Genomic DNA, 21,016 nt, shown 5'->3' with positions numbered 1-21,016 from the left:
ACACGCTGATACCCGGAGGGTATGACAGCAGGCCGGACAGGTCTTGGACGCTGACCCAGCACAGGGGGCAGCATCGGAAGAGCCACCGGAGGCTCCACCCGTCCGTACTCAGCACCAAGAAGGTCATCCATGAGCACCTCACTTTCCGGCCGCCGTGTCGTCATCCTCGGCGGCACGTCAGGCATCGGACTCGCCACCGCCTCGCTGGCCGCCCGGCAGGGCGCCCAGGTGGTCACCGTATCGAGCAGCACCGACAGCGCCGCCCGCGCGCTTGCCGCCCTCCCGGCCGGTACGTCGGCCGAAGTGGCGGACCTGCGCGACCCCGCGCAGATCGGCGCGGTCTTCGAGCGGGTGGGCGCATTCGACCACCTGGTGTTCACCGCCGGGGAGCCCCTCGCCCTGATGCGGCTCGACGAGCTGGACATCGATACGGCGCGGGAGTTCTTCGCCCTGCGCTACTTCGGCGCCCTCGGCGCGGTGGCGGCGGCCGCTCCCCTGCTGCGGCCGGGCGGCTCGGTGGTCCTCACCAGCGGCACCGCGAGCAGCCGGCCCGGACCCGGCTGGGCCGTCGCGGCGAGTATCTGCGGCGCGGTGGAGGCCCTGGTCAGGGCCCTGGCCGTGGAACTCGCCCCGATCCGGGTGAACGCCGTATCGGCGGGGGTGGTGCGCTCGCCGCTCTGGTCACGGATCGAACCCGCCGAGCGGGAGCGGATGTACGAGCAGACCGGAGCGAACCTTCCGCTGGGACGCGTGGGCGAAGTCGCGGAGGTCGCCGAGGCGTACGTCTACCTGCTCCGGCAGTCGTACGCCACCGGCACCGTGGTGAGCGTGGACGGTGGGACCGCCCTGGCCTGACCGGGTTCACGCCGCGGCTTTGAGCAGTCCCGCGTCCATCAGGCGCTCGGCCCAGGCGTTCATCGCCGTACGGACCTTGCCCTCGTCGGTCTGCCAGGCATCGGCGAGGGAGGACGCGGCCAGCTCCAGGAACCCGTCGTTGACCCGCAGGGCCACCCACATCGCCGAGCCCACCGGGCTGCAGCGGAACTCGCCGCGCTCTGCCGTCCGTACCTTCATCCGGCCGTCCGCCAGAGCCGTTCCGGTCACGCCGTCCGCTGCCACGATCCGCATGTCGTCCTCCTCGTTCAAGTCCGCCTCAACTGCTTCAAGCATCGCGGCACGACGAGGACTCGACCATGGGGCTAGCCACCCCCTCCGGGCTGCGGCCACCCACCGTCCGGCAGTCGGGCCCCCGGCCCCGGTTCGGCGGACGGTGGCGTCCCGCTACATCCCGTTCGGCTGGAGGACGGAGATGATGTTTCCGGCCGGGTCCTTGAACCAGGCGATCGCGGGGCCGGGCGCCTCCCGGGCGATTCCCTTCGCGTCCTGGTCGAATGCCTCGTACCGCTCGAACGACACACCGCGTGCGGCCAGTTCGTCGACGGCCCGGTCGATGTCGTCCACCGGGAAGTTCAACACCGTGAACGTGGCGGGCTCGTGGTTCTCCTTCGGGTACAGCATCACATCGGTGTCCCCTGCCAGGTGCAGGGTCAACAGACCGTTGTCCTCGGACACCCGCAAACCGAGCGTCTGGCCGTAGAAGCCCTTGGCGCCTTCGATGTCATCCACCGAGTAGCCGCTGAATCCCTTGCTGTCTCCCAGCATCGTGGCTGCCCTCCGTTCGCCGCAGCTCGTCCGGCATCGGCCCCCTGGCTCCAGTGTCCCCCCGAAGGCGCCAGGTCGCCCGACGGACGCCGCTGCCGGGCTCGGTGAGCCCGGCAGCGGACTCGACGGATCAGGCGAGGGAGATCTTGTCGCCCTCCACGGCTATCTTCGCCGCCGCCAGCGGCCGCGTCGCGGGCCCGCCGGCGACCGTGCCGTCCGAGATCTTGAACAGGCTCTGGTGGCACGGGCAGACGATGTTCCCGTCCTTCACCGTCGCCACCGAGCAGCCCTGATGGGTGCAGGTCGCCGAGAAGGCCTTGAACTGCCCGGCCATCGGCTGGGTGACCACCACCTTCTGGTCCTTGAACACCTTGCCGCCGCCGACCGGGATGTCCGACGTCTGCGCGAGTGCCTGCCCCCCGCCGCCGGCACCGCCGGCCGCGGCGCCCGCCGAGGGTTGGGCCTGTACGTCACCGGGTGCGGTACCGGCTGCGTTGTCGGCTGCCGCCTCGGTACCGCCGTCGCTGCCGCAGCCGCTCAGCACGGTGCCTGCCAGCGTGGCGGCGCCCGCCGCGAGAACCGTGCGCCGACGCGTGGTGTCGCCCATTGCCGTATCTCCTTCTCGTACCGGAAGCGGACCGGAGCATCCCTTGCCACCCCAGCCTCAGCAGGAACACGCGGGGACGCGGCTCATGGTTCACCGCGTCCGCAACCGAATACGAGCGAACCGCGACGCGCGTTTCCGCGTGTGCAGGGTGTGACTACGACATCCTCCGACCTGCGCGCGCGAGCGGCCGAGTACGCACTCCTGCCGCTGCGCCTCTTCCTCGGGATCACCTTCGTCTACGCCGGGCTGGACAAGCTGACGGACACGGCGTTCCTGTCAGCCGCCGGTGACGGCTCGATCGGACAGCAGATGGACGCCGTACGGGACTCCGCCGCCCTCCCGGGACTGGTCGAGCTCTCCTCGCACGACCCGGTGGGCTTCGGCATCGCGATCGCCCTCGGGGAACTGGCCGTCGGACTGGGCGCCCTGGCCGGGCTGCTGACCCGGTTCGCCGCTCTCGGCGGCGCCCTGATCTCCCTGAGCCTGTGGCTGACCGTCAGCTGGCCGACCACCCCGTACTACTACGGCAACGACCTCGTGTACCTGATGGCCTGGATCCCGCTGATCCTCGCGGGCGCCCCCGCCCTCTCCCTCGACGCGCTGCTGCACCGCCGCCGCGGGCGGCGCGCGTCCGGATCGAGGCGGGCGAGGGCCGGCCGCCCGAACCCGGCCGCGGCAGCCCCGTCCTGAGCCGCCCTCACCCCTCGGCGTCGGGACCGGCCGCGGCCGGTCCCGACGGCCGTGCCCGGGACGTGCACGGCGCGGCGTCGAGCAGCGCCCACACCCGGCGTCCGTCGGGCGCAACGTCGCTGCCGCAGCTCACGACGGTGCGCAGGGCGGCGAGTTCGGTGAGTACGGCGTCCTCGCCGGGGGCGGCGCCGGCGACGTGGCTGAGCGCGACGGCGAGGATGCGGTGGTCCTGGTCGGCGAGGTGGACGCTGATCCGCTTCCCGCCGTCGGCGACCGCCGCCTGGACGAGACGTCGTACGGCGGCGTCCAGGTCCGGCTCGTCGAGGTGTGCGTACCCCCAGGCCCGGACCGTTGCCGTCGCCTGGGCACCGGCCTTCTTCGCGGCCCACTGGTCCGCGCGGAACGTCAGCCCCGCGGTCTGCCGGTTGCGGATCTCCATCCGCGGGCGGGCCCGGTCCACGGCCTGGCGACCCGGCTGCCGCGCGACGGGCCGGTCTCGCGACGCTTCGACGGGCGTACGCGGCGGGGAGGACGGCGGCACCTTCGGCCCGCCCGCTTCAGCCGGTGTCGTAGTCATGCGAACACGCTACGCGCACGGACCGGTCCTCCGAAAGCCCGCAGGTCCGGAGCGGGCCGACGGACAGGGCGCGGCGCACCCGCGGTTCAGCGAACTCGCCCGCAACCGCGAGCCACCGGCGACGGCGGACCGCCGGACCCATCAGCCCAGTGCCACGGTGACGAGCGCGGCGGTGACGGTGATCGCCGCGCAGGTCACCAGTAAGGTCCGTCCCGTCGTCAGCACCCAGCCGATGCCGCCGCAGCAGGCGCCGTCCGCCGCCGCGTCCTCCCGTAAGGCCGGGGTCTCACCACCTGTCGCCTCGCGCAGGAGGGCGCACTGGGCGCACTCCTCCGTACCGTGGAGGGAGGAGTCGGAGTCGATCCAGTACGCGCCGTTCAGCTCTGCGAAAGAAACTTCCGGGGACACGACTGGACGCGTAGAAGCTGCTTCCATGACCGCCAAACGGGCGGCCGGCGGCGGAAGCAACGGTGATCGCCGCATCCGAGACCGGATCGTCACTTCTGCGCCCGCTCCTGCGCCTGTGCCCGCGCGCCGCCGGTCCTCCGACCGGCGCGCCAGCGCGCGGAAGCGCGACCGGGCCTGCTAAGACACCCTGCGACGGATACCCCCGCTCCGAGGAGTCACGACATGGCACAGGTGCGCGCCGGCGGTGTGAACCTCTTCTACGAAAGGACCGGTACGGGAGATCCCCTCGTGCTGGTGCACGGATCCTGGACCGACCACAGGGTCTGGCAGCCCGCGATCGACGCCGATGCGAAGGCGAGCTTCGCCGTGGTGGCGTACGACCGCCGGGGGCACGGCGGGAGCGACTCGGCGCCGGGCCAGGGCACGCGGCGGCAGGACGAGGACGACCTGGCGGCGCTGATGGAGGGGCTGGGGGATGCCCCGGCCCACGTGGCCGGCAACTCGTTCGGGGCGTCGGTCGTGCTGGGGCTGGCCGCGCGCCGGCCCGAGCTGTTCCGGAGCATCACCGCCCACGAGCCGCCGCTCGTCGGCGTCGTCGCGAACGACCCGGCGGTGCTGGCGCAGCTGCAGCCGACGATGACCTCCGTCGACGCCGTGCTGGACCACCTGCGCAAGGGCGAGGACGGGCCGGGCGCCCGGCTGTTCGTGGAGGAGATCGCGATGGGGTCCGGCATGTGGGACAGGCTGCCGCAGGACATGCGGGAGGCATTCGTGGCGCACGCCCAGACCTGGCTGGACGAGCAGTCCGACCCGCAGTGGGCCTCGCTGGACCTCGACGGGCTTTCCGCGTGCACCGTGCCGGTGATGCTCAGTGGGGGGACGGAGAGCCCGGGGTGGTTCGCGGCCGTGCTCGACCGGCTGGCCGAGGCCCTGCCGCAGGCCCGGCGCACCACCTTCGACGGCGCCGGTCACATGCCGCATGTGACGCATCCCCAGGATTACGTGGCCGCCCTGACCCGTTTCATCCGGGAGGCCTGACGCCGGCTCAGGGGGCGGATCACCGCTCGGCCAGCGTGGGCCACAGGTCGGGGGCCTCGAAGCCCAGGGCCCAGAGGCCGGGGGCGCGGACTCCGAAGCGGGTGAGTACGGCCAGGTGGGCGGCCGTGCCGCGGGCGTCCTGGTACCAGACCTCGTGGCGTCGGCCGGCGTCGTCCGTGTACGTGAAGTGCGGGGTTCCGGAGGCGGTGTCGTACGTGTACGGCGCGCCCACGGCGCGGCGCAGGGCCTCGGCCTCCTGGGTGGTGACGTGTGTCGCGCGGGCGGTGGAGCCGACCGTCCAGTTCCAGCCGTAGGCGGGGAGGGCCACCTCCAGCTTGTCGCGGGAGACCTTGGCGGTGGCGGTGGCGTAGGTGAGGAACTCCTCGTACCAGGCCAGGGAGGAGAGCGGGCCCGGTGCCTGCAGGGCGTTGTGCAGGTTGTAGCCCATGATGCGCAGGCGGTCGGCGACGGATCCCAGGTGGGCGTAGTCGAAGGCCAGGCCCGTGTCGCGGGTGCGGGGCATGACCGTGATCACGCACTGCTTGGCCAGGGCGTGCAGGCGGGCGCAGAGTTCGGTGGTCAGCGCGTTGTAGCCGGTACGGACCCGTTCGCGCAGTGCCGCGTCCTCGGTCTCGGTCATCCGCTCGTAGTCGAGGTCGAGTCCGTCGTAGCCGCGGCTCGCGGCGACGGCCATCAGGGCGTCCACGTGCGCGGCGCGGCGGGCCCGATCGCCCAGAAGGGCCGCCATCGCGGGGGCGTCGAGGCTTTCGGTGACGGTGGGGACGACCTTGATGCCCTTGGCGTGCAGGCCGTCGATGATCCGCCGGTTCCCCGCGCCCGTCTCGCCGTTGACGGCGGTCGCGGAGGAGGTGGCGTACCAGAACGGGCTGACCGTGTGGAGCTGGTCGGCATGGGCCCGGGCGTCCTGGTAGCCGGTCTCGATGTTCCACCAGGGCAGCCAGGCGGAGACCGTACGGGTGGTTCCGCGGGATCCGGCGGTCACGGACGCGGTCACGGACGCGGGGGCGGGCGCGGGGGCGGCCCCCGTCAGGGTGAGCGTGGCGGCCGCGAGGAGGGCGGTGAGCGCGATCTTCATACCCCCGACCCTGAAGCCCGCCGCACGCCCTCCGGGTGACGGCACGTCGGGCAGACGAGTGGTGGCTCCACTCTCGACCGCATCGCCGACCGGTTCAGCATCGGCACCGCGCTCGCCCGTACGTTCAGGCGGCCCTGAGGGCGGCCGCGCCGAAGGACACGTTGAAGCGGTCGCACCAGATGGTGACGCTGGAGTAGTCGGCGAGGTTCACATCGGCCGGGATCTCGTAGTTCTGATCGCCCTTGTTGCCCTTGAGCTTGCCCAGGCTCACGTACTTGCCGTCGTCGAAGACGAACCAGCCGTCCGCGCCCTCCTTCACCGGCGCGTCGGTCAGCCACACGCGCAGGTCGGGTCCGCTGCTGGTGTCGAGGTTTTCGAGGCGCAGCGTGCGCGAGCCGTCGGGCAGCTTGATGAGCTTCACCGTGCCGGTGGTGCTGTGCTCGTGGCTGATCAGCGAGCCCTGGGCAATGGTCTGCGGTCCCGGCGCCGGGGCGGCTCCCGGCCGCGAGGAGCCGGGCGCCGGCGCGGTGGAGGCGGTGGGGAGTGCCTCGTTGACCGTGGAGTTCTGCCAGAGCTTCCACGGCTGGGCCCAGTACAGCCCGGCGCCCAGCACCAGCGCCGCCGCGATCAGCACTCCGGCCAGCAGCGGGCGGCGCCGACGCCTCCCCACGCCCGTCCCCGACACCGCGCCCGTCGTCGTCCCCGTCATGCCAGCCCCTCTTCGTCGTTCCGTTCCCCCACATTCAATGCGGCGGGAGATCCGGGAGCCAGGATCTGCGGATGACGAAAGTCTTACGTCGACGGCCGGGGTGACGGTCGGCTTCCTTGATCGCGGGGCATGCCCACCGCTCCGCGGTCATTAACCCTCCCCGATCCGTTCCTTAAGGCGGCCTCAAGAACGCGCGAGCGGCGCCCGAACCGCACATTCGTCCGTTTTGCGGCCGCTAGCGTGCTGCTCGAACCTCATCCCCCAAGCACAGAGGCAGGTCCTCATGGCTGGCCATTCCCATCGCCGTACGACGAGTGCCAAGACGAAGGCGGCCGCGGCACTGGCCGTCGCGGCGGCCGTCGGGGGCACCGCCCTGGCGCTGACCGGTACCGCACAGGCAGCGTCGGTCGGCGCGACCTTCACCAAGGCGAGCAGCTGGACCACCGGTTACACCGGGCAGTACGTCGTCACCAACCACAGCGGCGGATCGCTCAAGGACTGGACCCTCGAATTCGACCTGCCCGCCGGCACCTCCCTCGCCTCCCTCTGGAACGGCGAACACACCGTCAGCGGGCAGCACGTGACGGTCAAGCCGCCCCGGTGGGACACGGCCGGGCTCGCGGCCGGCGCCTCCGTCACGGTCGGGTTCGTGACCAACGCGAGCGGGAACGCGGGCAGTCCCACGGGGTGCCTCATCAACAAGGAGAAGTGCTCTCCGGCCACCGGGCCGACGCCCAGCCCGAGTGGCCGGCCCACCACCGCGCCGACGGCTTCCGCCTCGCCCACCGCCGAGCCGACGGCCGCACCCACGGCGACGGCGACGGCGAAGCCGACCCCGACCGTGGCCCCGACCGTGCCCCCGGGCGGCGGCAGCACCACGTCGGCCGGGTTCGCGCCGTACGTGGACACCTCGCTCTACCCGGCCTTCGACCTGCTGAACACGGCGGCCAAGACGGGGGTGAAGGAGTTCAACCTGGCCTTCATCACCTCCGGCGGCGGCTGCTCCCCGCTGTGGGGCGGGGTCACGGCCCTCGGGGACGACCGGGTCGCCTCGCAGATCTCCGCCCTGCGGGCCAAGGGCGGGGACGTCCGGGTGTCGTTCGGCGGTGCGTCCGGCTCCGAACTGGGCCTGGTGTGCGCCTCCCCCGCCGAACTCGCCGCCGCATACGGCAAGGTGGTGGACACCTACCGGCTGACCAAGGTGGACTTCGACATCGAGGGCGCGGCTCTGCCCGACACGGCGGCGAACACCCGGCGCGCGCAGGCCATCGCGCAGCTGCAGAAGTCGCATCCCGGGCTCGACGTCTCGTTCACCCTGCCCGTGATGCCGGAGGGGCTCACGCAGCCGGGCGTCGACCTGATCGCCAATGCCAAGCGGAACGGGGTGACGGTGTCCGCCGTCAACATCATGGCGATGGACTACGGCCCGGCGTACAGCGGCGACATGGGCGGCTACGCCATCCAGGCGGCCACCGCGACGCAGGCGCAGATCAAGGGCGTACTGGGCCTGAGCGACGCGGCGGCGTGGAAGGCGGTGGCCGTGACACCGATGATCGGGGTCAACGACGTCTCCAGCGAGATCTTCAAGGTGGACGACGCCAAGCAGCTCGTGGACTTCGCCCGCGCCAAGGGCCTCGGCTGGCTGGCGATGTGGTCGGGTGCCCGTGACAAGCAGTGCCCGGGCGGCGCGAAGAACTCCGCCGACGCGACGTGCTCGTCCATAGTCCAGGAACCGCTGGCCTTCACGAAGGCCTTCGCCGCCCGCGGTTGAGACGGCTGTCGTCATCCGGACGGCGAACCCCGGCGGTCGGCCCCCGGAGTGCTCCGGAGCGTCACGATCGTGAAGAGGGCGCCGCCCGGGTCGACCAGGGTGATCCGGCGGCTCGTGGGCGTGGTGTGGACGGGTGTCACGGCGCGGCCGCCGAGCCGGGTGGCGGTCTCCACGGCGGCTTCGAGGTCCGGCACGTCGAAGTGGACGTGCCAGCGCGGCCGGACCTGCGGGTCCGGGGCCTCTTCGACGGCTCCGCCGCTGATCACGGCGACGGTGTCGCGGCCGCGGCGGACGACGACGTGGTCGTGCTCGAACGAGACGTCGCAGCACCCGGAGCGCTCGCAGGCCCAGTCGAGGACCTCGCCGTAGAACACGGCTGCCGCGAAGGCGTCCCGGGTGCGCAGTTCGAGCCATGCGGCGGCGCCGCCGGGATGCGCCGTCCAGTCCGGGATCACCTCGCCCTGCCAGAACCCGAAGACCGCGCCGTCGGGGTCGGCGGCGAGCGCGGCCCGGCCGGTACCGAAGGCCAGCGGGCCCACCGCCATCGTGGCACCGCGCTCGCGCACCCGGGCGGCGGTGACGTCCGCGTCGTCGACGGCGAAGTACGGTGTCCACGCCACCGGGACCCCCAGGCGCCGGGCCAGCCCGCCGAGGCCGGCGACCGGCGCCCCGTCGCGCATCGCGACGGAGAACCCCTCGCCGAGGCGGGTGGGGCGGAACCCCCAGCCCAGCACGGCGCCGTAGAACTGCTGCGCGGCATCGAGGTCGCCGGTCATCAGGCTGACCCAGCACGGCGCCCCGAACACCTCATGGCTTGACGTCGACACCGGCTCCGACCTCCCTCGACCTCCCCCCGACCCACCCTAGCCCCGGGTCGCGCGGCCGGCTCCGAGGCCGGGCCGCTCGGGTCCGAAGACGGCGTAGGCCGTACGGGGTAGGGGGCGCGGCCGGGCGGAGCCGGCGGGAAGCCTGGGGGAACCCGCCTCGCGTACGGTGGTGCCGTCTTGATCCGTGTGACGCGTGGTGCCGCCGAGTCCGGGAAGGCTGGCACGTATGCCGGAAGTCATCGTCACCGTACGAACCCTCGTCAGCCGCCGCCGGGAGCCCGTCGTCGTACAGGCCGTCCGGTCGACGGCGGCGGCCGTCGTGTCCTACGTCGTCGCGCTCTGGCTGAGCAGCGAGCCGGCGCCGCTGACCGCACCGCTGACGGCGCTGCTCGTCGTACAGGTCACCCTCTACACCACCCTCACCACCGGCATCCGCCGGGTGAACTCGGTCGTCGCGGGTGTCCTCGTGGCCATCGGGTTCAGCGCCCTCGTCGGCCTCACCTGGTGGAGCCTGGGGCTGGTCATCCTCACCTCGCTCGTCGTGGGCCATCTCGTACGGGTGGACGAGTTCGTCCCCGAGGTCGCGATCAGCGCGATGCTGGTGCTCGGGGTGACGCAGGTGGCGGCCACTGCCTGGGACCGGGTGCTGGAAACGCTGATCGGAGCGGTCGTGGGGCTCCTTTTCAACGTCTTCCTCACGCCGCCCGTGTGGGTGGCGCCGGCGAGCGAGGCGATCACCTCGCTCGCCGGCCGCATGCGCGACCTGCTGGTCCACCTCGGCGGCGAGCTGGCGGAGCACACCCCGGTGGAGAAGGCGGCCGCCCGGCTGCACGAGGCCCGGCGACTGGACAACGACATCGCGCACGTGGACGCGGCGCTGCGGCAGGCCGAGGACAGCCTGCGGCTCAATCCCCGGGTGAAGGAGGGGCTCCTCTTCCGCCTCGTGCTCCGCACGGGACTGGACACCCTGGAGATCTGCGCTGTGGTCCTGCGCGTCTGCTGCCGGACGCTGACCGACCTCGCCAAGACGCGTACGGACGGAGCCCTCTTCCCGGACCACCTCGCGGAGGCGCTGCGGGAGCTGTTCGCGCACATGGCGAGCGCCGTCGAGAGCTTCGCCGTGCTGATCACCGCGCAGATCAGCACGAGCGCGGAGGAGGCGGAAGTCCGGCTGACGCAGGAGCTCGCGGCGGCGCGCGTCAGCCGCGAGCGGGCCGCGCGACTCCTGCGGGAGGAGGCGCGGGCGAGGCCCGGGACGTGGCAGCTGTACGGGGCCCTGCTCGCGGAAGCCGACCGGGTACTGGACGAACTGGGCGTGGAGAAGCGCTCCGAACGGCTCGTGGAGGAGCTCGACCGGCACTCTCGCACGCAGCGCGCCCGGCGCCCGCGGCTCAGCCGGCTGTGGCGCGACCGCTCGGCCGAGGACCGGTAGGACGCGGGCCGGCCGGGCGCCGCGGCGCGGCGCCGGTCAGCACCAGCGGACCGGCGTGTAGTTGTGCACGAAGCGGGCCGAGACCCAGCCGGGCTCGCCGTGCAGCCGGTACCAGATGTTGTTGCCCTCCACCGAGTGGCCCTTGTCCTGGCAGGACAGTTGCACCTTCTCGAACGGGTCCAGCGAGCCGAGCGCCTTCGCCGACGTCGTCGGCCGGGCCCGGACGTAGAGGGATACGCGGCTGACCACGACGCCCTGCACGTGCGCGTCGGCGGCCTCGGCGAGCGCGGCCGCGTTCGGTGCCGGGTGCGCCGCGCCCGCTTGCGCGGCGGCCGCCGGGACCCCGGGGAGCAGAAGCCCCAAGCCGAGGCCCACCGTGGCCATCGCGATCACCGTATGTTGGTTCATCCGCTGCCCCATGCACTGTCTCCCGTTCCCTGGCAGGCATCCCGGGCCGGCCGCTCGGCCAGCCTGCGTTCGACCTTGCCCCGGGAGACAGCGCCCGGTCCGGCGGCGTGCCGCCCACTCGCTCGTATGGCGCAGCGCTTGGCCGCCGACGGGTGGGGGCCGCCGTCAGTAATAGTGCTTGCGACCTCCCACCGCGTGCCCGACAGCGCCGAGGACCCAAAGAATCAGGCCTATGACGACCAGGATCAGGCCGATCGTCCACAGAATCGAAATTCCGAAGACGAACCCTAGGATCAGCAGGATCACTCCGAGGACAATCACGACTACCTCCCAGCGCCCCGGCAACTCGGCGTACCAGGACACCCTGCGTGTACCATCCACGCCGCATTTCATGCCTGGAGGACGCCCGCAAATCAGTCGGGCTCCGAGTAGCTGAAGTCTCCCATCGTCCAGGCGCTGACGTCCTTGATCGCGATCCGGTACATCCCGCCGGTCTCGGGGATGCCCACGGTGCCCTGGAGGATCCGGGCAACGTGGAAGTGCAGGTAGGAAGGTGGCGGTGGTGCGCTGCGCGCGGAATCGCCGTCTTCGGCGTCCAAGAACAGGCTCGCGAACGTACCGAGCCGGTCCGAGTCCGCCAGGACCTCGGCCACCCGCCGGCGCCACGTGCTCTCGGGAGCGAGGCGGCCGGTGATGACGGCGCCGTGCACCAGGACGGTCAACGACATCTGATTGGTCTGCTGCGACTCCACAGCGGCGGCGATGGCGACGAGCAGGTCGTCAGGCTTCGACATGGGCAGGAATGCTACAAGCATCCGGCCCTGAGGCCGGGCGTGTTCATCCGTGTGCCGGGGCGGCGGAGCTTCAGGTGGCGAAACCGATGTGCACGTGGTCGTGGTGCGTGGCGTCGGAGAAGAACTGGTTCGGCCGGGTTCCGCCCGAAAGCCGTACGGGGCCACCGACGTTGTACGAGCCCGCGGCCGCTGCCGCGCGCATGAACGCGGTCACGAGGCTCCGCGGTGTCGCGGGGTCCACGACGGGATGGCCGTCGACGGCCCAGACGTCGAAGGCCCGGCCGACCGGGTGGTCGCTCGGCCGGTCGGTGCCGAACACGTTCAGCGGGTGTCCCGACCGGACCACGCTGACCGACATCCGGTAGGTGTCCGCGAGCCGGAGCATCCCGCGTAGCACGCTCTCGTGCACCGCGCCGCCGCGGACGTCTGCGGCCGAGGCGGGCGGCAGCTCGATCCGGGGCCGGTCGAGCACGGCCCGCGCCGAGGCACCGAGGGGTGCCGCGGGGCCCGGCTGCCCTGGGTGCAGCGCGGTGACGGCCCAGCCCGCGGAGGTGCGTTCGAGGCGTACGTCGATCGTGGTTCCGCCCTCGCGGACGGCGGAGCCGGTCCGGGTGGACTGGGCGCAGGGGACCAGGACGCTCGCCGTGTCGGGCAGGAGACCGCCGTACTGGGCGTCGATCACGCGGAGGACCGCCTGGTCCGCGGCGGGCGTCAGCGGGCCCGCCCCGGCTGCGAGCCGGGCGGCCAGTGGCGCGGGGATGCCCAGCGCGGCGGCCCGCGCCGCGGCGTTGCGCGGGCCGCCCCGGCCCGCCGGCCAGGTCCCGAGCGCCTCGACGAGCCGTACGGCGGCGAGTTTGGCCGCGGGCTGGATCTCGCCCGGCCCCGGCCGCCACGGAGCCGCGGCGGGAAGCCGCCCCGGGGGCGCCGAGGCGGTGGCGCGCGCGGCCCCGGCAGGGGTACGTACGCCTGCGGCGGGCGGGGTCGCGGCCGACGGCCCCGTACCCGGCGCGCACCCGGCGGCAGCGGCGCACCAGGCAGCCGTGCCGAGCAGCAGTGAACGGCGCCCGACACAGCAGGACTCGGTCGCGTGCAGCGCGGGACGAAGGACCTGGGCCATGGCCGGCTCCTCGGGCATCCGGGGACGGGACGGAACGCGACGGCCGTGTCCACCGACCGCCACGGGCAACTTCGCACTCCCCCGCCGGTTCCGGCCCGTTCGCCTTGGCCGGCCGCGGCCTTCTCCCCCGTACGGGTGTCCCGCGTCCGGCATCCGCCGGAGCTTCCGGAACGGCTCCGGCCCCGGCTGGGATCAGCGCCCCCGCTGTGCCTGCGGCGACCCGTCGGGGAACGAACGCATCGCGCGGGCCGGAACCGGGGCCGCCACCTCGAACCAGACGGTCTTCCCGCCGTCCCGCGGCATCACTCCCCAGCGCCTGGCCAGCAGGTTCATCACCATCAGGCCGTATCCGCCGGGCAGCCCCAGCAGAGTCGGGGTCCGCAGCCGCGGCATCGCACGGCTGGCGTCGCTGACCTCGATCCGCAGGTCTCCCGCTCGCCGGAGCGCAGCATCCGGGCCGGAGGGGCCGAGCCTCAGTACGAGCTCCGTGGGGCCTCCCCCGTGCTTGACCGCGTTGGTCACCGCCTCGGAGACCAGCAGCAGAACGTCCTCGACGACGGCGCCCCGTTCCTCGTGCGTGAGCCCGCCGAAGTGTTCCGGTTCGGGCCAGGCCCAGTCCTCGATCGCGCTGCGGCAGAAGGCCCGGCAGCGGCCGACCACCGTGGCGGCGCCGTACAGGCCGAGCCGCCTCGTTCGGGCACTTGATCCCTTCCGCTCGTTCACGAATGGCCCCTACCCCGCATGTCGGAGCGGAACCTGCGTTCGTTCAAAAGTGAAACCGATAGCCTTAATTAGTCGCTAGTCGGCTCACGGTAGGATGGCGGTCATGAGCGAGACGACAGGGCGCCGCGAGCGCAAGAAGGCCCAGACGCGCAAGGCGCTGGCGGACGCCGCCCTGCGGCTCTTCACGGAGCGCGGCTTCGACAACGTGGGCGTCAGGGACGTGGCCGAGGCGGCGGACGTGGCGGTGACGACCCTGTTCAAGCACTTCCCGAGCAAGGAAGCGCTCATCTTCGACGAGGACGAGGACAAGGAGGCCGCGCTGGTCGCGGCCGTACACGACCGGGCCCCCGGCCGGTCCGTGCTCCACGCCCTGCGCGACCACCTGGCGCAGACGCGCATGGCGGCCGGCCAGGACACCCCGGAGTTCACGACGTTCATTGCACTGGTGGACTCGACCCCCGCCCTGCAGGAGTACATGCACCGGATGTGGCTGCGGCACGAGAAGGCCCTGGTCACCGCCCTCACGGAGGCCACCGGCGCCCCCGAGGGCGACATCCGCACCGCCGCGCTGGCCCGGTTCGTCATGGAGAGCCCGAGCCTGGTCCGCGGCCACGCGGACCCGCAGAAGGCCCTGCGAGAGGTGTTCGACCTCTTGGAACACGGCTGGGGGAACGCCTCGTCCTGACCGGGCCGAGGTGTGGGGCGGGGACGGCTGGGCAGGCGCGCGGGTGGAAGCCACCGAGCAGAACGGAGGAGCGAGACGCCATGGTCAATCTGTGGATCTACCGTGAGACATCGGGACGCCTGGCGGGGACCGACCTGACCGGTTGCAAGGTCGAGGCGCTGGACGGCTCCATCGGCAAGGTCGACAAGCACTCGGACGAAGCCGCCGCGTCCTACCTCGTGGTCGACACCGGTCCGTGGATCTTCGGCAAGCACGTACTGCTGCCGGCGGGCACCGTCAGCCTCGTCGACATGGACGAGCACAGGATCCACGTCGACCTCACCAAGGAGCAGATCAAGTCCGCCCCGGAGTTCGACGCGGAGAAACATCTCGGGGACCCGCAGTACCACAGCAGCCTGAGCGGCTACTACAGGGGCATGTCGCACCGGGCCTGAGCCCGAGCGCCGCTCGCGGTCCGACAGCGCCTACGAGCCCTTGCCGGGCTCGGCCGCGTGCCAGACCGTCTTCGCGTTGCAGAACTCGCGGATGCCGTGGCCCGACAGCTCTCGCCCGTACCCCGAGCGCTTCACACCGCCGAAGGGCAGCGCCGGGTGGGAGGCGGTCATGCCGTTGAAGAAGACGCCGCCGGCCTCGATGTCCCGTACGAAGCGCTCCTGTTCCGCCTCGTCACGGGTCCAGACGTTCGAACTCAGGCCGAAGGGGGTGTCGTTGGCGAGGTCCACCGCCTCGTCCAGATCCCGCACCCGGTACACGGTGGCCACCGGGCCGAACGCCTCCTCACGGTGGATGCGCATCTCGGGAGTGATCCCGGTGAGTACCGTCGGCTCGAAGAACCAGCCCTGCGCCAGGCCCTCCGGCAGGCCGGTCGGCCGCTGCCCGCCGCACAGGGCCGTCGCCCCGCGGCGTACGGCGTCCTCGACGAGCGCCTCGACGTCGGCGCGCCCCTGCTCGGTGGCGAGCGGACCGACGTCCGTGGACTCGGACAGCGGGTCGCCGACGGTCAGCGCGGCCATCCGGGCCGTGAAGGCGCGGGTGAACTCCTCGTGGACGTCGGCGTGTACGAGGAACCGCTTGGCCGCGATGCAGGACTGGCCGTTGTTCTGCACCCGGGCCGTGACGGCGACCGCCGCGGCCCGTTCGACGTCGGCCGACGGCATCACCACGAACGGGTCGCTGCCGCCCAGCTCCAGGACGGTCTTCTTCACCTCGTCGCCGGCGACCGCCGCGACGGCCCGGCCGGCCGGCTCGCTGCCGGTGAGGGTCGCCGCCACGACCCTGGGATCGCGCAGGATGCCCTCGACGGCGCGGGAGGACACCAGCAGCGTCTGGAACACCCCGTCGGGGAAGCCGGCGCGCCCGAAGAGATCGCCCAGGTAGAGCGCCGCCTGCGGCACGTTCGACGCGTGCTTGAGCAGCCCCGCGTTGCCCGCCATCAGAGCGGGAGCCGCGAAGCGGACCACCTGCCAGAGGGGGAAGTTCCACGGCATCACGGCGAGGACCACTCCGAGGGGCCGGTAGTGGACCCGGGCGCGGGAGGCTCCGGCGTCCGCCACCTCGGCCTGCGCGGGGTGCTCGTCGGCCAGCAGCTCCTCGGCGTTGCGCGCGTACCAGCGCATGGCCTTCGCGCACTTCGCCGCTTCGGCCCGGGCGGCGGCGAGCGGCTTGCCCATCTCCATCGTCATCGTGCGGGCGATGTCGTCCTGGTCCTGGTCGAGCAGGTCGGCCGCGCGATTGAGGAGACGGGTGCGCTCGGGGAACCCCGTCGTGCGGTAGCTGCGGAAGGCCGCGTGCGCGGCTGCCAGGCGCTGCTCGATCTGCTCGGCGTCCAGCTCGTCGAAGGTCTTGAGCGTCTCGCCGTTCGCGGGGTTGACGGTTGCGATGGGCACGTCCGGCCCTCCTCGTCCTCGATGCGTCGAACCGAACCGGACCGTACCGGCCCCGTCATCGGTCCGCCGTGCAGACCGCGGTGGCGTGTCCGTCCGGGAAGCGGATTCACTCGATCGCCGGGGCCTGCCGTCGGCGAGGGCGAGGTATCTAAGTCGTTGCTTATATAAGTGAGGGGTGGCATAGTGGCGGGTGTGCACGCCTTTGATGTACTCGGAGACCCCGTGCGGCGCCGGATATTGGAGCTGCTCGCCGCCGGCGAGCAGCCGTCCGGGGCTGTCAGCGAGGTGATCCGGCAAGAGTTCGGGATCTCCCAGCCCGCCGTGTCGCAGCACCTGCGGGTGCTGCGGGAGAGCGGCTTCGCCGTGGTACGGGCGGAAGGGACCCGGCGGTTGTACGCCGTCCAGGCCGAGCCGTTGCGCGAGGTCGACGCCTGGCTGGACAGGTTCCGCGGCTTCTGGGAGCAGCGGTTGGACGCGCTGGGCACCGAGCTCGCGCGGGGCCGCCGCGAGCGGCGGGAACAGGAACGAGGAGAGGCGCGATGAGCGACATCGTCGGACAGATCAACGACATCCACCGCGAGGTCGGCCGCCGCGAGGCGGGTGGTGAGGAGGCGCGGACCGTACTGCTGCGCCGTACGTACCCGGCCGGCGTCGAGGACGTGTGGGACGCCTGTACGAGCCCGGACCGGCTCGGGCGGTGGTTCCTCCCGGTCAGCGGCGACCTGCGGCCGGGCGGGCGCTACCAGCTGGAGGGGAACGCGGGCGGGGAGATCCTGCGGTGCGAGCCGCCGAGGCTGCTGCGGGTGAGCTGGGTGATGGGCCAGGCGCCCGGGTTCAGCGAGGTGGAGGTACGACTGTCTCCCGAGGGCGCGGAGCGGACCGTCTTCGAGCTCGAACACGTTGCGGTGGTGGATCCGAAGTTCTGGGGCCAGTACGGGCCGGGGGCGGTCGGTGTCGGCTGGGACCTCACCGTGCTGGGGCTCGGGATGCACCTGGCGGGCAATTCCGTGCACCCGTCGGAGGCGGTCGCGTGGATGGCGTCGGACGATGCCCGGGCGTTCATGACGGGCAGCAGCGAGGCATGGGGCGAGGCGCACACGGCCTCCGGCGAGTCGGCGGCGGCCGTGGCCGCGGCGGTGCACGCGACGACCGAGTTCTACGTACCCCCGAAGCCGGAATAACCCGCTCCCCGACGGGAGGCCTACGCGTCCCGGATGCGGCCGGCGCCGGCCAGCAGCGCGCTCAGGGCGAGCAGGACCACGGCGCCCAGACCGGCCGCCCAGGGCGAGTTCGCGCCCTCCAGCGCCGGGGACACCCGGTGGCGCGGGTCGTAGGCGACGCGGATCTCCCCGCCCGCGGCTGCGATGCGCCGGTCGTCCGTGAGCTCGTCCGGATAGCCGCCGGGGCAGTTCAGTACGTGGCGGTAGACGATCCTCTCGCCCGGGAGGCCCTCGCCGGCGGAGCTCGTCGTCAGCTCCTGCACATCGCGTACGGCGCACGGAGCGACCTCCGCGCGCGCCGCCGCCTGATCCGTGGCCGTCACCGTGAGCAGCAGCCCGAGGGCCAGAAAGAGCGCCCCGAAGACGCTCCGGCTCCCGCCGACGCACGCGAAGTACAGCACCGAGGCGCCGACGACCAGGACCGCTCCGCCCGCCAGCGCGACCGTGCCGGACGGCGCCGAGGCGCCGGCGTAGCACCAGTGCGCCCAGCCGTACAGGGCCGCGGCCGCCACGACGGGCACCAGCGCGGCGAGCCCCCGCACCCGCGGCTCGGCCTCTGACATGAACACCACCCCCCCCTCCCCCGCAGGGACGCCGCAGGGCGCACGGATGGTTTCCGGGTGCCCCGCGACGCGGGGCTCGGGGCCGGCGGTTCAGCAGCGGGGGCAGGCGTCGCGGATCACGCGCCAGGTGAACGTGGTGGAGCCCGTGGCGCCGACCGCGTCCTTCGCGGTGACCGTCACGGTGCGGGTGCCGCTGCCGCGCAGCACGCCGGAGATCAGCCCGGTCGAGGCGTTGATCGTGAGGCCGGTCGGCAGGTTGACCGCCGACCAGGCGTACGGGTTCGTGCCGCCGGTGGCGGACATCTGCAGTCGGGCGCCGTCGTACTGGTAGTTGACCTGATTGCCGGGGAAGGCCACCGCCGGGGCGGCGGCCACCGTGGTGACCGCGGGCGCGGCCGGCTGCGCGGCAGCCACGGCCGACGAGCCGACGGGGGCGGCCAGGACGGCCGCCAAGCCCACGGCCAGGACGGCTAATCGACGCGGGACACGCTGGTTCGATCTCAACATGACCTCCGAACTCGCTTTGTGGACAGCTGCGTTCAAGGTGCGATGGGACGCCGGAATCCTACGCACAGGTGTGCGTTTCCACCAGAACGACGCAGAGGGCATTCCTGCGCTGCCGTTCAGGGCCGGGTCACGACCGGTTCAGGGCGGCGTCCAGAGCGGCCAGCAGCTGTTCGATGTCGGCGCCGGTGGTGTGGAGATGGGGGCTGATGCGGATGGCCGAGCCGCGGGCCCCCACGAACACGTTCGCCTCCTCCAGCGCCGCCACCACGCGCCGCTGGAGTCCGTCGGGGACCGTGATGCCGAGCATGTGCGGGCCGCGCGGCGCCGGGACGGGCAGCCCCCGCTCCCTCGCCGCCGAGGCGATTCGGGCCGTGGTGGCCGCCAGGGTGACGGCGACCCGCGGGACGGTCCAGGCCGACAGCTGTTCCAGGGCGGCGAGCGCCATGGGGGTGAGTTCGAAGGCGGTGCGCGCGCCCATGTCGAAGCGGCGGGCTCCGGGCTGGTACTCGGTGCGGTACTCGACGAGCCGACCGAAGTCGTCGGAGTCCTTGCGCACGATCCAGTTCTCCTCCAGCGGCCGCCCCTCCTGACGGGCCGGAGCCACGTACAGGTAGCCGAGCCCGAAGGGGCCGAGCAGCCACTTGTAGCCGACGCTGACGAGGAAGTCGGGCCGCAGCGTGCGCATGTCGATCGGGATCGCCCCGGCGGACTGGCTGGCGTCGATGACCAGGGCGGCGCCGGCGGCCCGGGTGGCATCGGCGATCCGGTCCAGGTCGAGCAGGGCGCCGTCGGTCCAGTGCACCCGGGGCACCGAGACCACGGCCACGGTGTCGTCGAGGGCGTCCAGGACGGCCTCGGTCCAGGTCTGGCCGGGCTCGCGCCGGACGGTGAGCATCGAGGCCCCCGTGCGCTCGGCGAACCGCCACCAGGTGTAGATCCCGGACGGGTACTCGCCGTCGAGGACCAGGACCCGGCTGCCGGCCCCCGCCGTCAGATTGGCGGCGGCCACCGCGAACCCGTAGCTGGTCGCCGGTACGAGGGCGATGTCATCGGCGGTGGCCCCGATGAGGCCCGCGAACAGCGCTCGGCGCTGCTCGGCCCCGCTGAACCAGTCGGGACCCAGGAGCCGCCAGGGCTGGGCACGTTTGAGCAGGGCGGCCTCGCCCGCGACGAGACCGGTGCGCAGCGTCGGTGCCACGCTGGCGGTGTTGAAGTAGGCGATGCCGTCGGGGATGTCGAACAGCTCGCGGGCGTTGGGGAGCGGCTCGCTGCCGACGGACGAGGTCATGGCGTGCCTTTCGCGTCGTTCGAGGGCCTGGGCCGTGTCTTTCGGATCATGCCGGGCCCGCGCCCACCACACTGCCCGGCTCGCGGGGCCGGAAACATCAGCCGCCCCGGTGGAACACCGCACTCGCCCCACTTGGCCGACCGTCGCCGTCGGGGTGCCGGACGGGCGCGCCGCAACCGCCGCCCGGCCCGCCGGGCCGATAGTGGGGAGCTGTGAACAACGCGTCAGAGGGACATGCGGAAGACGGACACGAGGAAGAGGGCGGCGCCTGGTCCGGGCCCGCCGGGGCAGAGGCGTTCGCGGCGGTGGAGGCGGCCACGGACTGGCTGCTCGGCTATCCGTTCGTGTTCGAGGCCCTGTCCCGCCGGATCGGCGCGGACGGGGTGCTCGTGGACTACGGCTGCGGGCCCGGCCGGGTCGCCGACCGGGCGGCGCGGGTGCTGGGCGCGCGGGTGCTGGGCGTGGACACGTCCGCCGAGATGCTGGCGCTGGCCCGCAGCACGGCGACGGCGGTGGCGGAGTTCCATCTGGTCAGGGACGGCCGGGTGACGGGCCTGCCCGACGGGTGCGCGGACGCGGTGATGTGCAATCACGTCCTGGCGTCGCTGCCGACCGAGGAGGCCCTGCTCGGGGTGTTCGCCGAGATCCGCCGCCTGCTGCGGCCCGGGTCCCCGCTCGTCCTGCTGTCCACCGACCCCACGTGCACGGACTTGGAGTACGCCTCGCTGCGCGTGGGCGCCGCGGGGGTCTCGTACCGGCCGGGCGAGGAGATGCCGCTCCGGCTGCGGCGCACGGACGGGACCTGGCAGGAGGTACGCAACCACGCCTGGCCCGTCGACCGGCTGCCCGCCCTCCTCGAGAGCGCCCGCTTCCGCGCGCTCACCCAGCGCCGGCCCACGGTGGACGAGGCACTGGCCCTCGCCGACCCGGGTCTTCTGGACCGCTACCCGTGGACCGCGGAGCGGGCCGAACCGCCGCTCGTGATCACCTCGGCCCTCGCCGCCTGAG

27 protein-coding genes are annotated in these 21,016 nt (G+C 72.7%); 10 read left to right on the top strand and 17 right to left on the bottom strand.

All coding sequences use genetic code 11. The features are described 5' to 3' along the window. Positions 1 to 129 precede the first annotated feature (129 nt). On the top strand, positions 130 to 855 hold the full coding sequence (locus ACIQU4_RS08800; protein WP_403727444.1) for an SDR family oxidoreductase: 726 nt from the start codon (positions 130 to 132) through the stop codon (positions 853 to 855). Positions 856 to 861: 6 nt separating this feature from the next. Here the strand turns inward: ACIQU4_RS08800 and ACIQU4_RS08795 are convergent, their stop codons facing one another. The 3 genes from ACIQU4_RS08795 to ACIQU4_RS08785 all read right to left on the bottom strand — a co-directional run bounded on the left by ACIQU4_RS08795 (position 862) and on the right by ACIQU4_RS08785 (position 2,269). Further along, a complete protein-coding gene (locus tag ACIQU4_RS08795) occupies positions 862 to 1,170 on the bottom strand; it encodes a PqqD family protein (RefSeq protein ID WP_403727442.1) in 309 nt (102 codons plus the stop codon). A 111-nt stretch (positions 1,171 to 1,281) separates the two neighbouring features. Beyond that, positions 1,282 to 1,662: a VOC family protein gene (locus ACIQU4_RS08790; RefSeq protein WP_403727440.1), complete on the bottom strand. Its 381-nt coding sequence runs from the start codon at positions 1,660 to 1,662 to the stop codon at positions 1,282 to 1,284. Positions 1,663 to 1,792: 130 nt separating this feature from the next. Next, complete coding sequence (locus ACIQU4_RS08785; RefSeq protein WP_403727438.1) at positions 1,793 to 2,269, bottom strand: Rieske (2Fe-2S) protein; 477 nt, start codon at positions 2,267 to 2,269, stop codon at positions 1,793 to 1,795. Positions 2,270 to 2,419: 150 nt separating this feature from the next. Between ACIQU4_RS08785 and ACIQU4_RS08780 the strand changes: the two genes are divergently transcribed. Further along, positions 2,420 to 2,959 (top strand): DoxX family protein, encoded by a 540-nt coding sequence (locus ACIQU4_RS08780; protein ID WP_403727436.1) that lies wholly within the window; start codon positions 2,420 to 2,422, stop codon positions 2,957 to 2,959. Positions 2,960 to 2,966: 7 nt separating this feature from the next. On the opposite strand, the gene ACIQU4_RS08775 is transcribed toward ACIQU4_RS08780, so the two are convergent. Together ACIQU4_RS08775 and ACIQU4_RS08770 are read right to left on the bottom strand one after the other, a co-directional pair. Then, the gene (locus tag ACIQU4_RS08775; protein WP_403727435.1) at positions 2,967 to 3,536 is read right to left on the bottom strand and encodes a hypothetical protein; all 570 of its coding nucleotides are present in this window, start codon (positions 3,534 to 3,536) and stop codon (positions 2,967 to 2,969) included. Positions 3,537 to 3,677: 141 nt separating this feature from the next. Further along, the gene (locus tag ACIQU4_RS08770) at positions 3,678 to 3,944 is read right to left on the bottom strand and encodes a hypothetical protein (RefSeq protein WP_403727433.1); all 267 of its coding nucleotides are present in this window, start codon (positions 3,942 to 3,944) and stop codon (positions 3,678 to 3,680) included. 222 nt (positions 3,945 to 4,166) lie between these two features. Between ACIQU4_RS08770 and ACIQU4_RS08765 the strand changes: the two genes are divergently transcribed. Beyond that, positions 4,167 to 4,982 carry an alpha/beta fold hydrolase gene (locus tag ACIQU4_RS08765; RefSeq protein WP_403727432.1) on the top strand — a complete coding sequence of 272 codons (816 nt, stop codon included), beginning with the start codon at positions 4,167 to 4,169 and terminating at the stop codon, positions 4,980 to 4,982. A 19-nt stretch (positions 4,983 to 5,001) separates the two neighbouring features. Here the strand turns inward: ACIQU4_RS08765 and ACIQU4_RS08760 are convergent, their stop codons facing one another. Both ACIQU4_RS08760 and ACIQU4_RS08755 read right to left on the bottom strand, forming a co-directional pair. Then, a complete protein-coding gene (locus ACIQU4_RS08760) occupies positions 5,002 to 6,078 on the bottom strand; it encodes a glycosyl hydrolase family 18 protein (protein WP_403727430.1) in 1,077 nt (358 codons plus the stop codon). A gap of 124 nt (positions 6,079 to 6,202) precedes the next feature. Next, a complete protein-coding gene (locus tag ACIQU4_RS08755) occupies positions 6,203 to 6,787 on the bottom strand; it encodes a DM13 domain-containing protein (protein WP_403727428.1) in 585 nt (194 codons plus the stop codon). Positions 6,788 to 7,070: 283 nt separating this feature from the next. Here ACIQU4_RS08755 and ACIQU4_RS08750 point away from each other — a divergent pair, with 283 nt between their 5' ends. Beyond that, a complete protein-coding gene (locus tag ACIQU4_RS08750) occupies positions 7,071 to 8,558 on the top strand; it encodes a cellulose binding domain-containing protein (protein ID WP_403727426.1) in 1,488 nt (495 codons plus the stop codon). Positions 8,559 to 8,569: 11 nt separating this feature from the next. Here the strand turns inward: ACIQU4_RS08750 and ACIQU4_RS08745 are convergent, their stop codons facing one another. Next, on the bottom strand, positions 8,570 to 9,334 hold the full coding sequence (locus ACIQU4_RS08745; protein ID WP_403727750.1) for a VOC family protein: 765 nt from the start codon (positions 9,332 to 9,334) through the stop codon (positions 8,570 to 8,572). 277 nt (positions 9,335 to 9,611) lie between these two features. Between ACIQU4_RS08745 and ACIQU4_RS08740 the strand changes: the two genes are divergently transcribed. Continuing rightward, positions 9,612 to 10,817, top strand: coding sequence for an aromatic acid exporter family protein (locus ACIQU4_RS08740; RefSeq protein WP_403727424.1), 1,206 nt, complete (start codon positions 9,612 to 9,614; stop codon positions 10,815 to 10,817). A 36-nt stretch (positions 10,818 to 10,853) separates the two neighbouring features. Here ACIQU4_RS08740 and ACIQU4_RS08735 read toward each other — a convergent pair whose 3' ends face one another. From ACIQU4_RS08735 to ACIQU4_RS08715, 5 genes are all read right to left on the bottom strand, one after another. Beyond that, complete coding sequence (locus tag ACIQU4_RS08735; RefSeq protein ID WP_403727422.1) at positions 10,854 to 11,225, bottom strand: SH3 domain-containing protein; 372 nt, start codon at positions 11,223 to 11,225, stop codon at positions 10,854 to 10,856. A gap of 165 nt (positions 11,226 to 11,390) precedes the next feature. Continuing rightward, positions 11,391 to 11,546: a DUF6131 family protein gene (locus ACIQU4_RS08730; RefSeq protein ID WP_220461305.1), complete on the bottom strand. Its 156-nt coding sequence runs from the start codon at positions 11,544 to 11,546 to the stop codon at positions 11,391 to 11,393. Between the two features lie 92 nt (positions 11,547 to 11,638). Then, on the bottom strand, positions 11,639 to 12,019 hold the full coding sequence (locus tag ACIQU4_RS08725) for a hypothetical protein (RefSeq protein ID WP_403727421.1): 381 nt from the start codon (positions 12,017 to 12,019) through the stop codon (positions 11,639 to 11,641). A gap of 70 nt (positions 12,020 to 12,089) precedes the next feature. After that, a complete protein-coding gene (locus ACIQU4_RS08720) occupies positions 12,090 to 13,136 on the bottom strand; it encodes a hypothetical protein (protein WP_403727419.1) in 1,047 nt (348 codons plus the stop codon). Between the two features lie 192 nt (positions 13,137 to 13,328). Beyond that, the gene (locus ACIQU4_RS08715; protein WP_403727417.1) at positions 13,329 to 13,859 is read right to left on the bottom strand and encodes an ATP-binding protein; all 531 of its coding nucleotides are present in this window, start codon (positions 13,857 to 13,859) and stop codon (positions 13,329 to 13,331) included. Between the two features lie 103 nt (positions 13,860 to 13,962). Here ACIQU4_RS08715 and ACIQU4_RS08710 point away from each other — a divergent pair, with 103 nt between their 5' ends. Beyond that, complete coding sequence (locus ACIQU4_RS08710; RefSeq protein ID WP_403727415.1) at positions 13,963 to 14,544, top strand: TetR/AcrR family transcriptional regulator; 582 nt, start codon at positions 13,963 to 13,965, stop codon at positions 14,542 to 14,544. Positions 14,545 to 14,624: 80 nt separating this feature from the next. Further along, positions 14,625 to 14,978 carry a PRC-barrel domain-containing protein gene (locus ACIQU4_RS08705; protein ID WP_403727414.1) on the top strand — a complete coding sequence of 118 codons (354 nt, stop codon included), beginning with the start codon at positions 14,625 to 14,627 and terminating at the stop codon, positions 14,976 to 14,978. Positions 14,979 to 15,008: 30 nt separating this feature from the next. Here the strand turns inward: ACIQU4_RS08705 and ACIQU4_RS08700 are convergent, their stop codons facing one another. After that, positions 15,009 to 16,430 carry an NADP-dependent succinic semialdehyde dehydrogenase gene (locus ACIQU4_RS08700; protein ID WP_403727413.1) on the bottom strand — a complete coding sequence of 474 codons (1,422 nt, stop codon included), beginning with the start codon at positions 16,428 to 16,430 and terminating at the stop codon, positions 15,009 to 15,011. A gap of 183 nt (positions 16,431 to 16,613) precedes the next feature. Here ACIQU4_RS08700 and ACIQU4_RS08695 point away from each other — a divergent pair, with 183 nt between their 5' ends. Beyond that, a complete protein-coding gene (locus ACIQU4_RS08695) occupies positions 16,614 to 16,973 on the top strand; it encodes an ArsR/SmtB family transcription factor (protein ID WP_403727411.1) in 360 nt (119 codons plus the stop codon). Further along, a complete protein-coding gene (locus ACIQU4_RS08690) occupies positions 16,970 to 17,611 on the top strand; it encodes an SRPBCC family protein (protein ID WP_403727410.1) in 642 nt (213 codons plus the stop codon). Before ACIQU4_RS08695 ends, ACIQU4_RS08690 begins: the two co-directional genes overlap by 4 nt. A gap of 20 nt (positions 17,612 to 17,631) precedes the next feature. Here ACIQU4_RS08690 and ACIQU4_RS08685 read toward each other — a convergent pair whose 3' ends face one another. From ACIQU4_RS08685 to ACIQU4_RS08675, 3 genes are all read right to left on the bottom strand, one after another. Further along, the gene (locus tag ACIQU4_RS08685; RefSeq protein WP_403727409.1) at positions 17,632 to 18,213 is read right to left on the bottom strand and encodes a hypothetical protein; all 582 of its coding nucleotides are present in this window, start codon (positions 18,211 to 18,213) and stop codon (positions 17,632 to 17,634) included. Between the two features lie 90 nt (positions 18,214 to 18,303). Then, the gene (locus tag ACIQU4_RS08680) at positions 18,304 to 18,672 is read right to left on the bottom strand and encodes an Ig domain-containing protein (protein WP_403727407.1); all 369 of its coding nucleotides are present in this window, start codon (positions 18,670 to 18,672) and stop codon (positions 18,304 to 18,306) included. A 175-nt stretch (positions 18,673 to 18,847) separates the two neighbouring features. After that, positions 18,848 to 20,008 (bottom strand): aminotransferase class V-fold PLP-dependent enzyme, encoded by a 1,161-nt coding sequence (locus tag ACIQU4_RS08675; RefSeq protein ID WP_403727405.1) that lies wholly within the window; start codon positions 20,006 to 20,008, stop codon positions 18,848 to 18,850. 212 nt (positions 20,009 to 20,220) lie between these two features. On the opposite strand from ACIQU4_RS08675, the gene ACIQU4_RS08670 reads away from it, so the two are divergent. Continuing rightward, positions 20,221 to 21,015, top strand: a complete 795-nt coding sequence (locus ACIQU4_RS08670) for a class I SAM-dependent methyltransferase (RefSeq protein WP_403727403.1) — start codon at positions 20,221 to 20,223, stop codon at positions 21,013 to 21,015. Position 21,016: the final 1 nt, after the last annotated feature.

The organism is Streptomyces sp. NPDC090741 (genome assembly GCF_044769045.1).
In the GTDB taxonomy this organism is placed as follows: Bacteria; Actinomycetota; Actinomycetes; order Streptomycetales; family Streptomycetaceae; genus Streptomyces.
The sequence above is the reverse complement of the archived record's forward strand: the minus strand, read 5'-3'. Positions and strand labels throughout refer to the sequence as shown.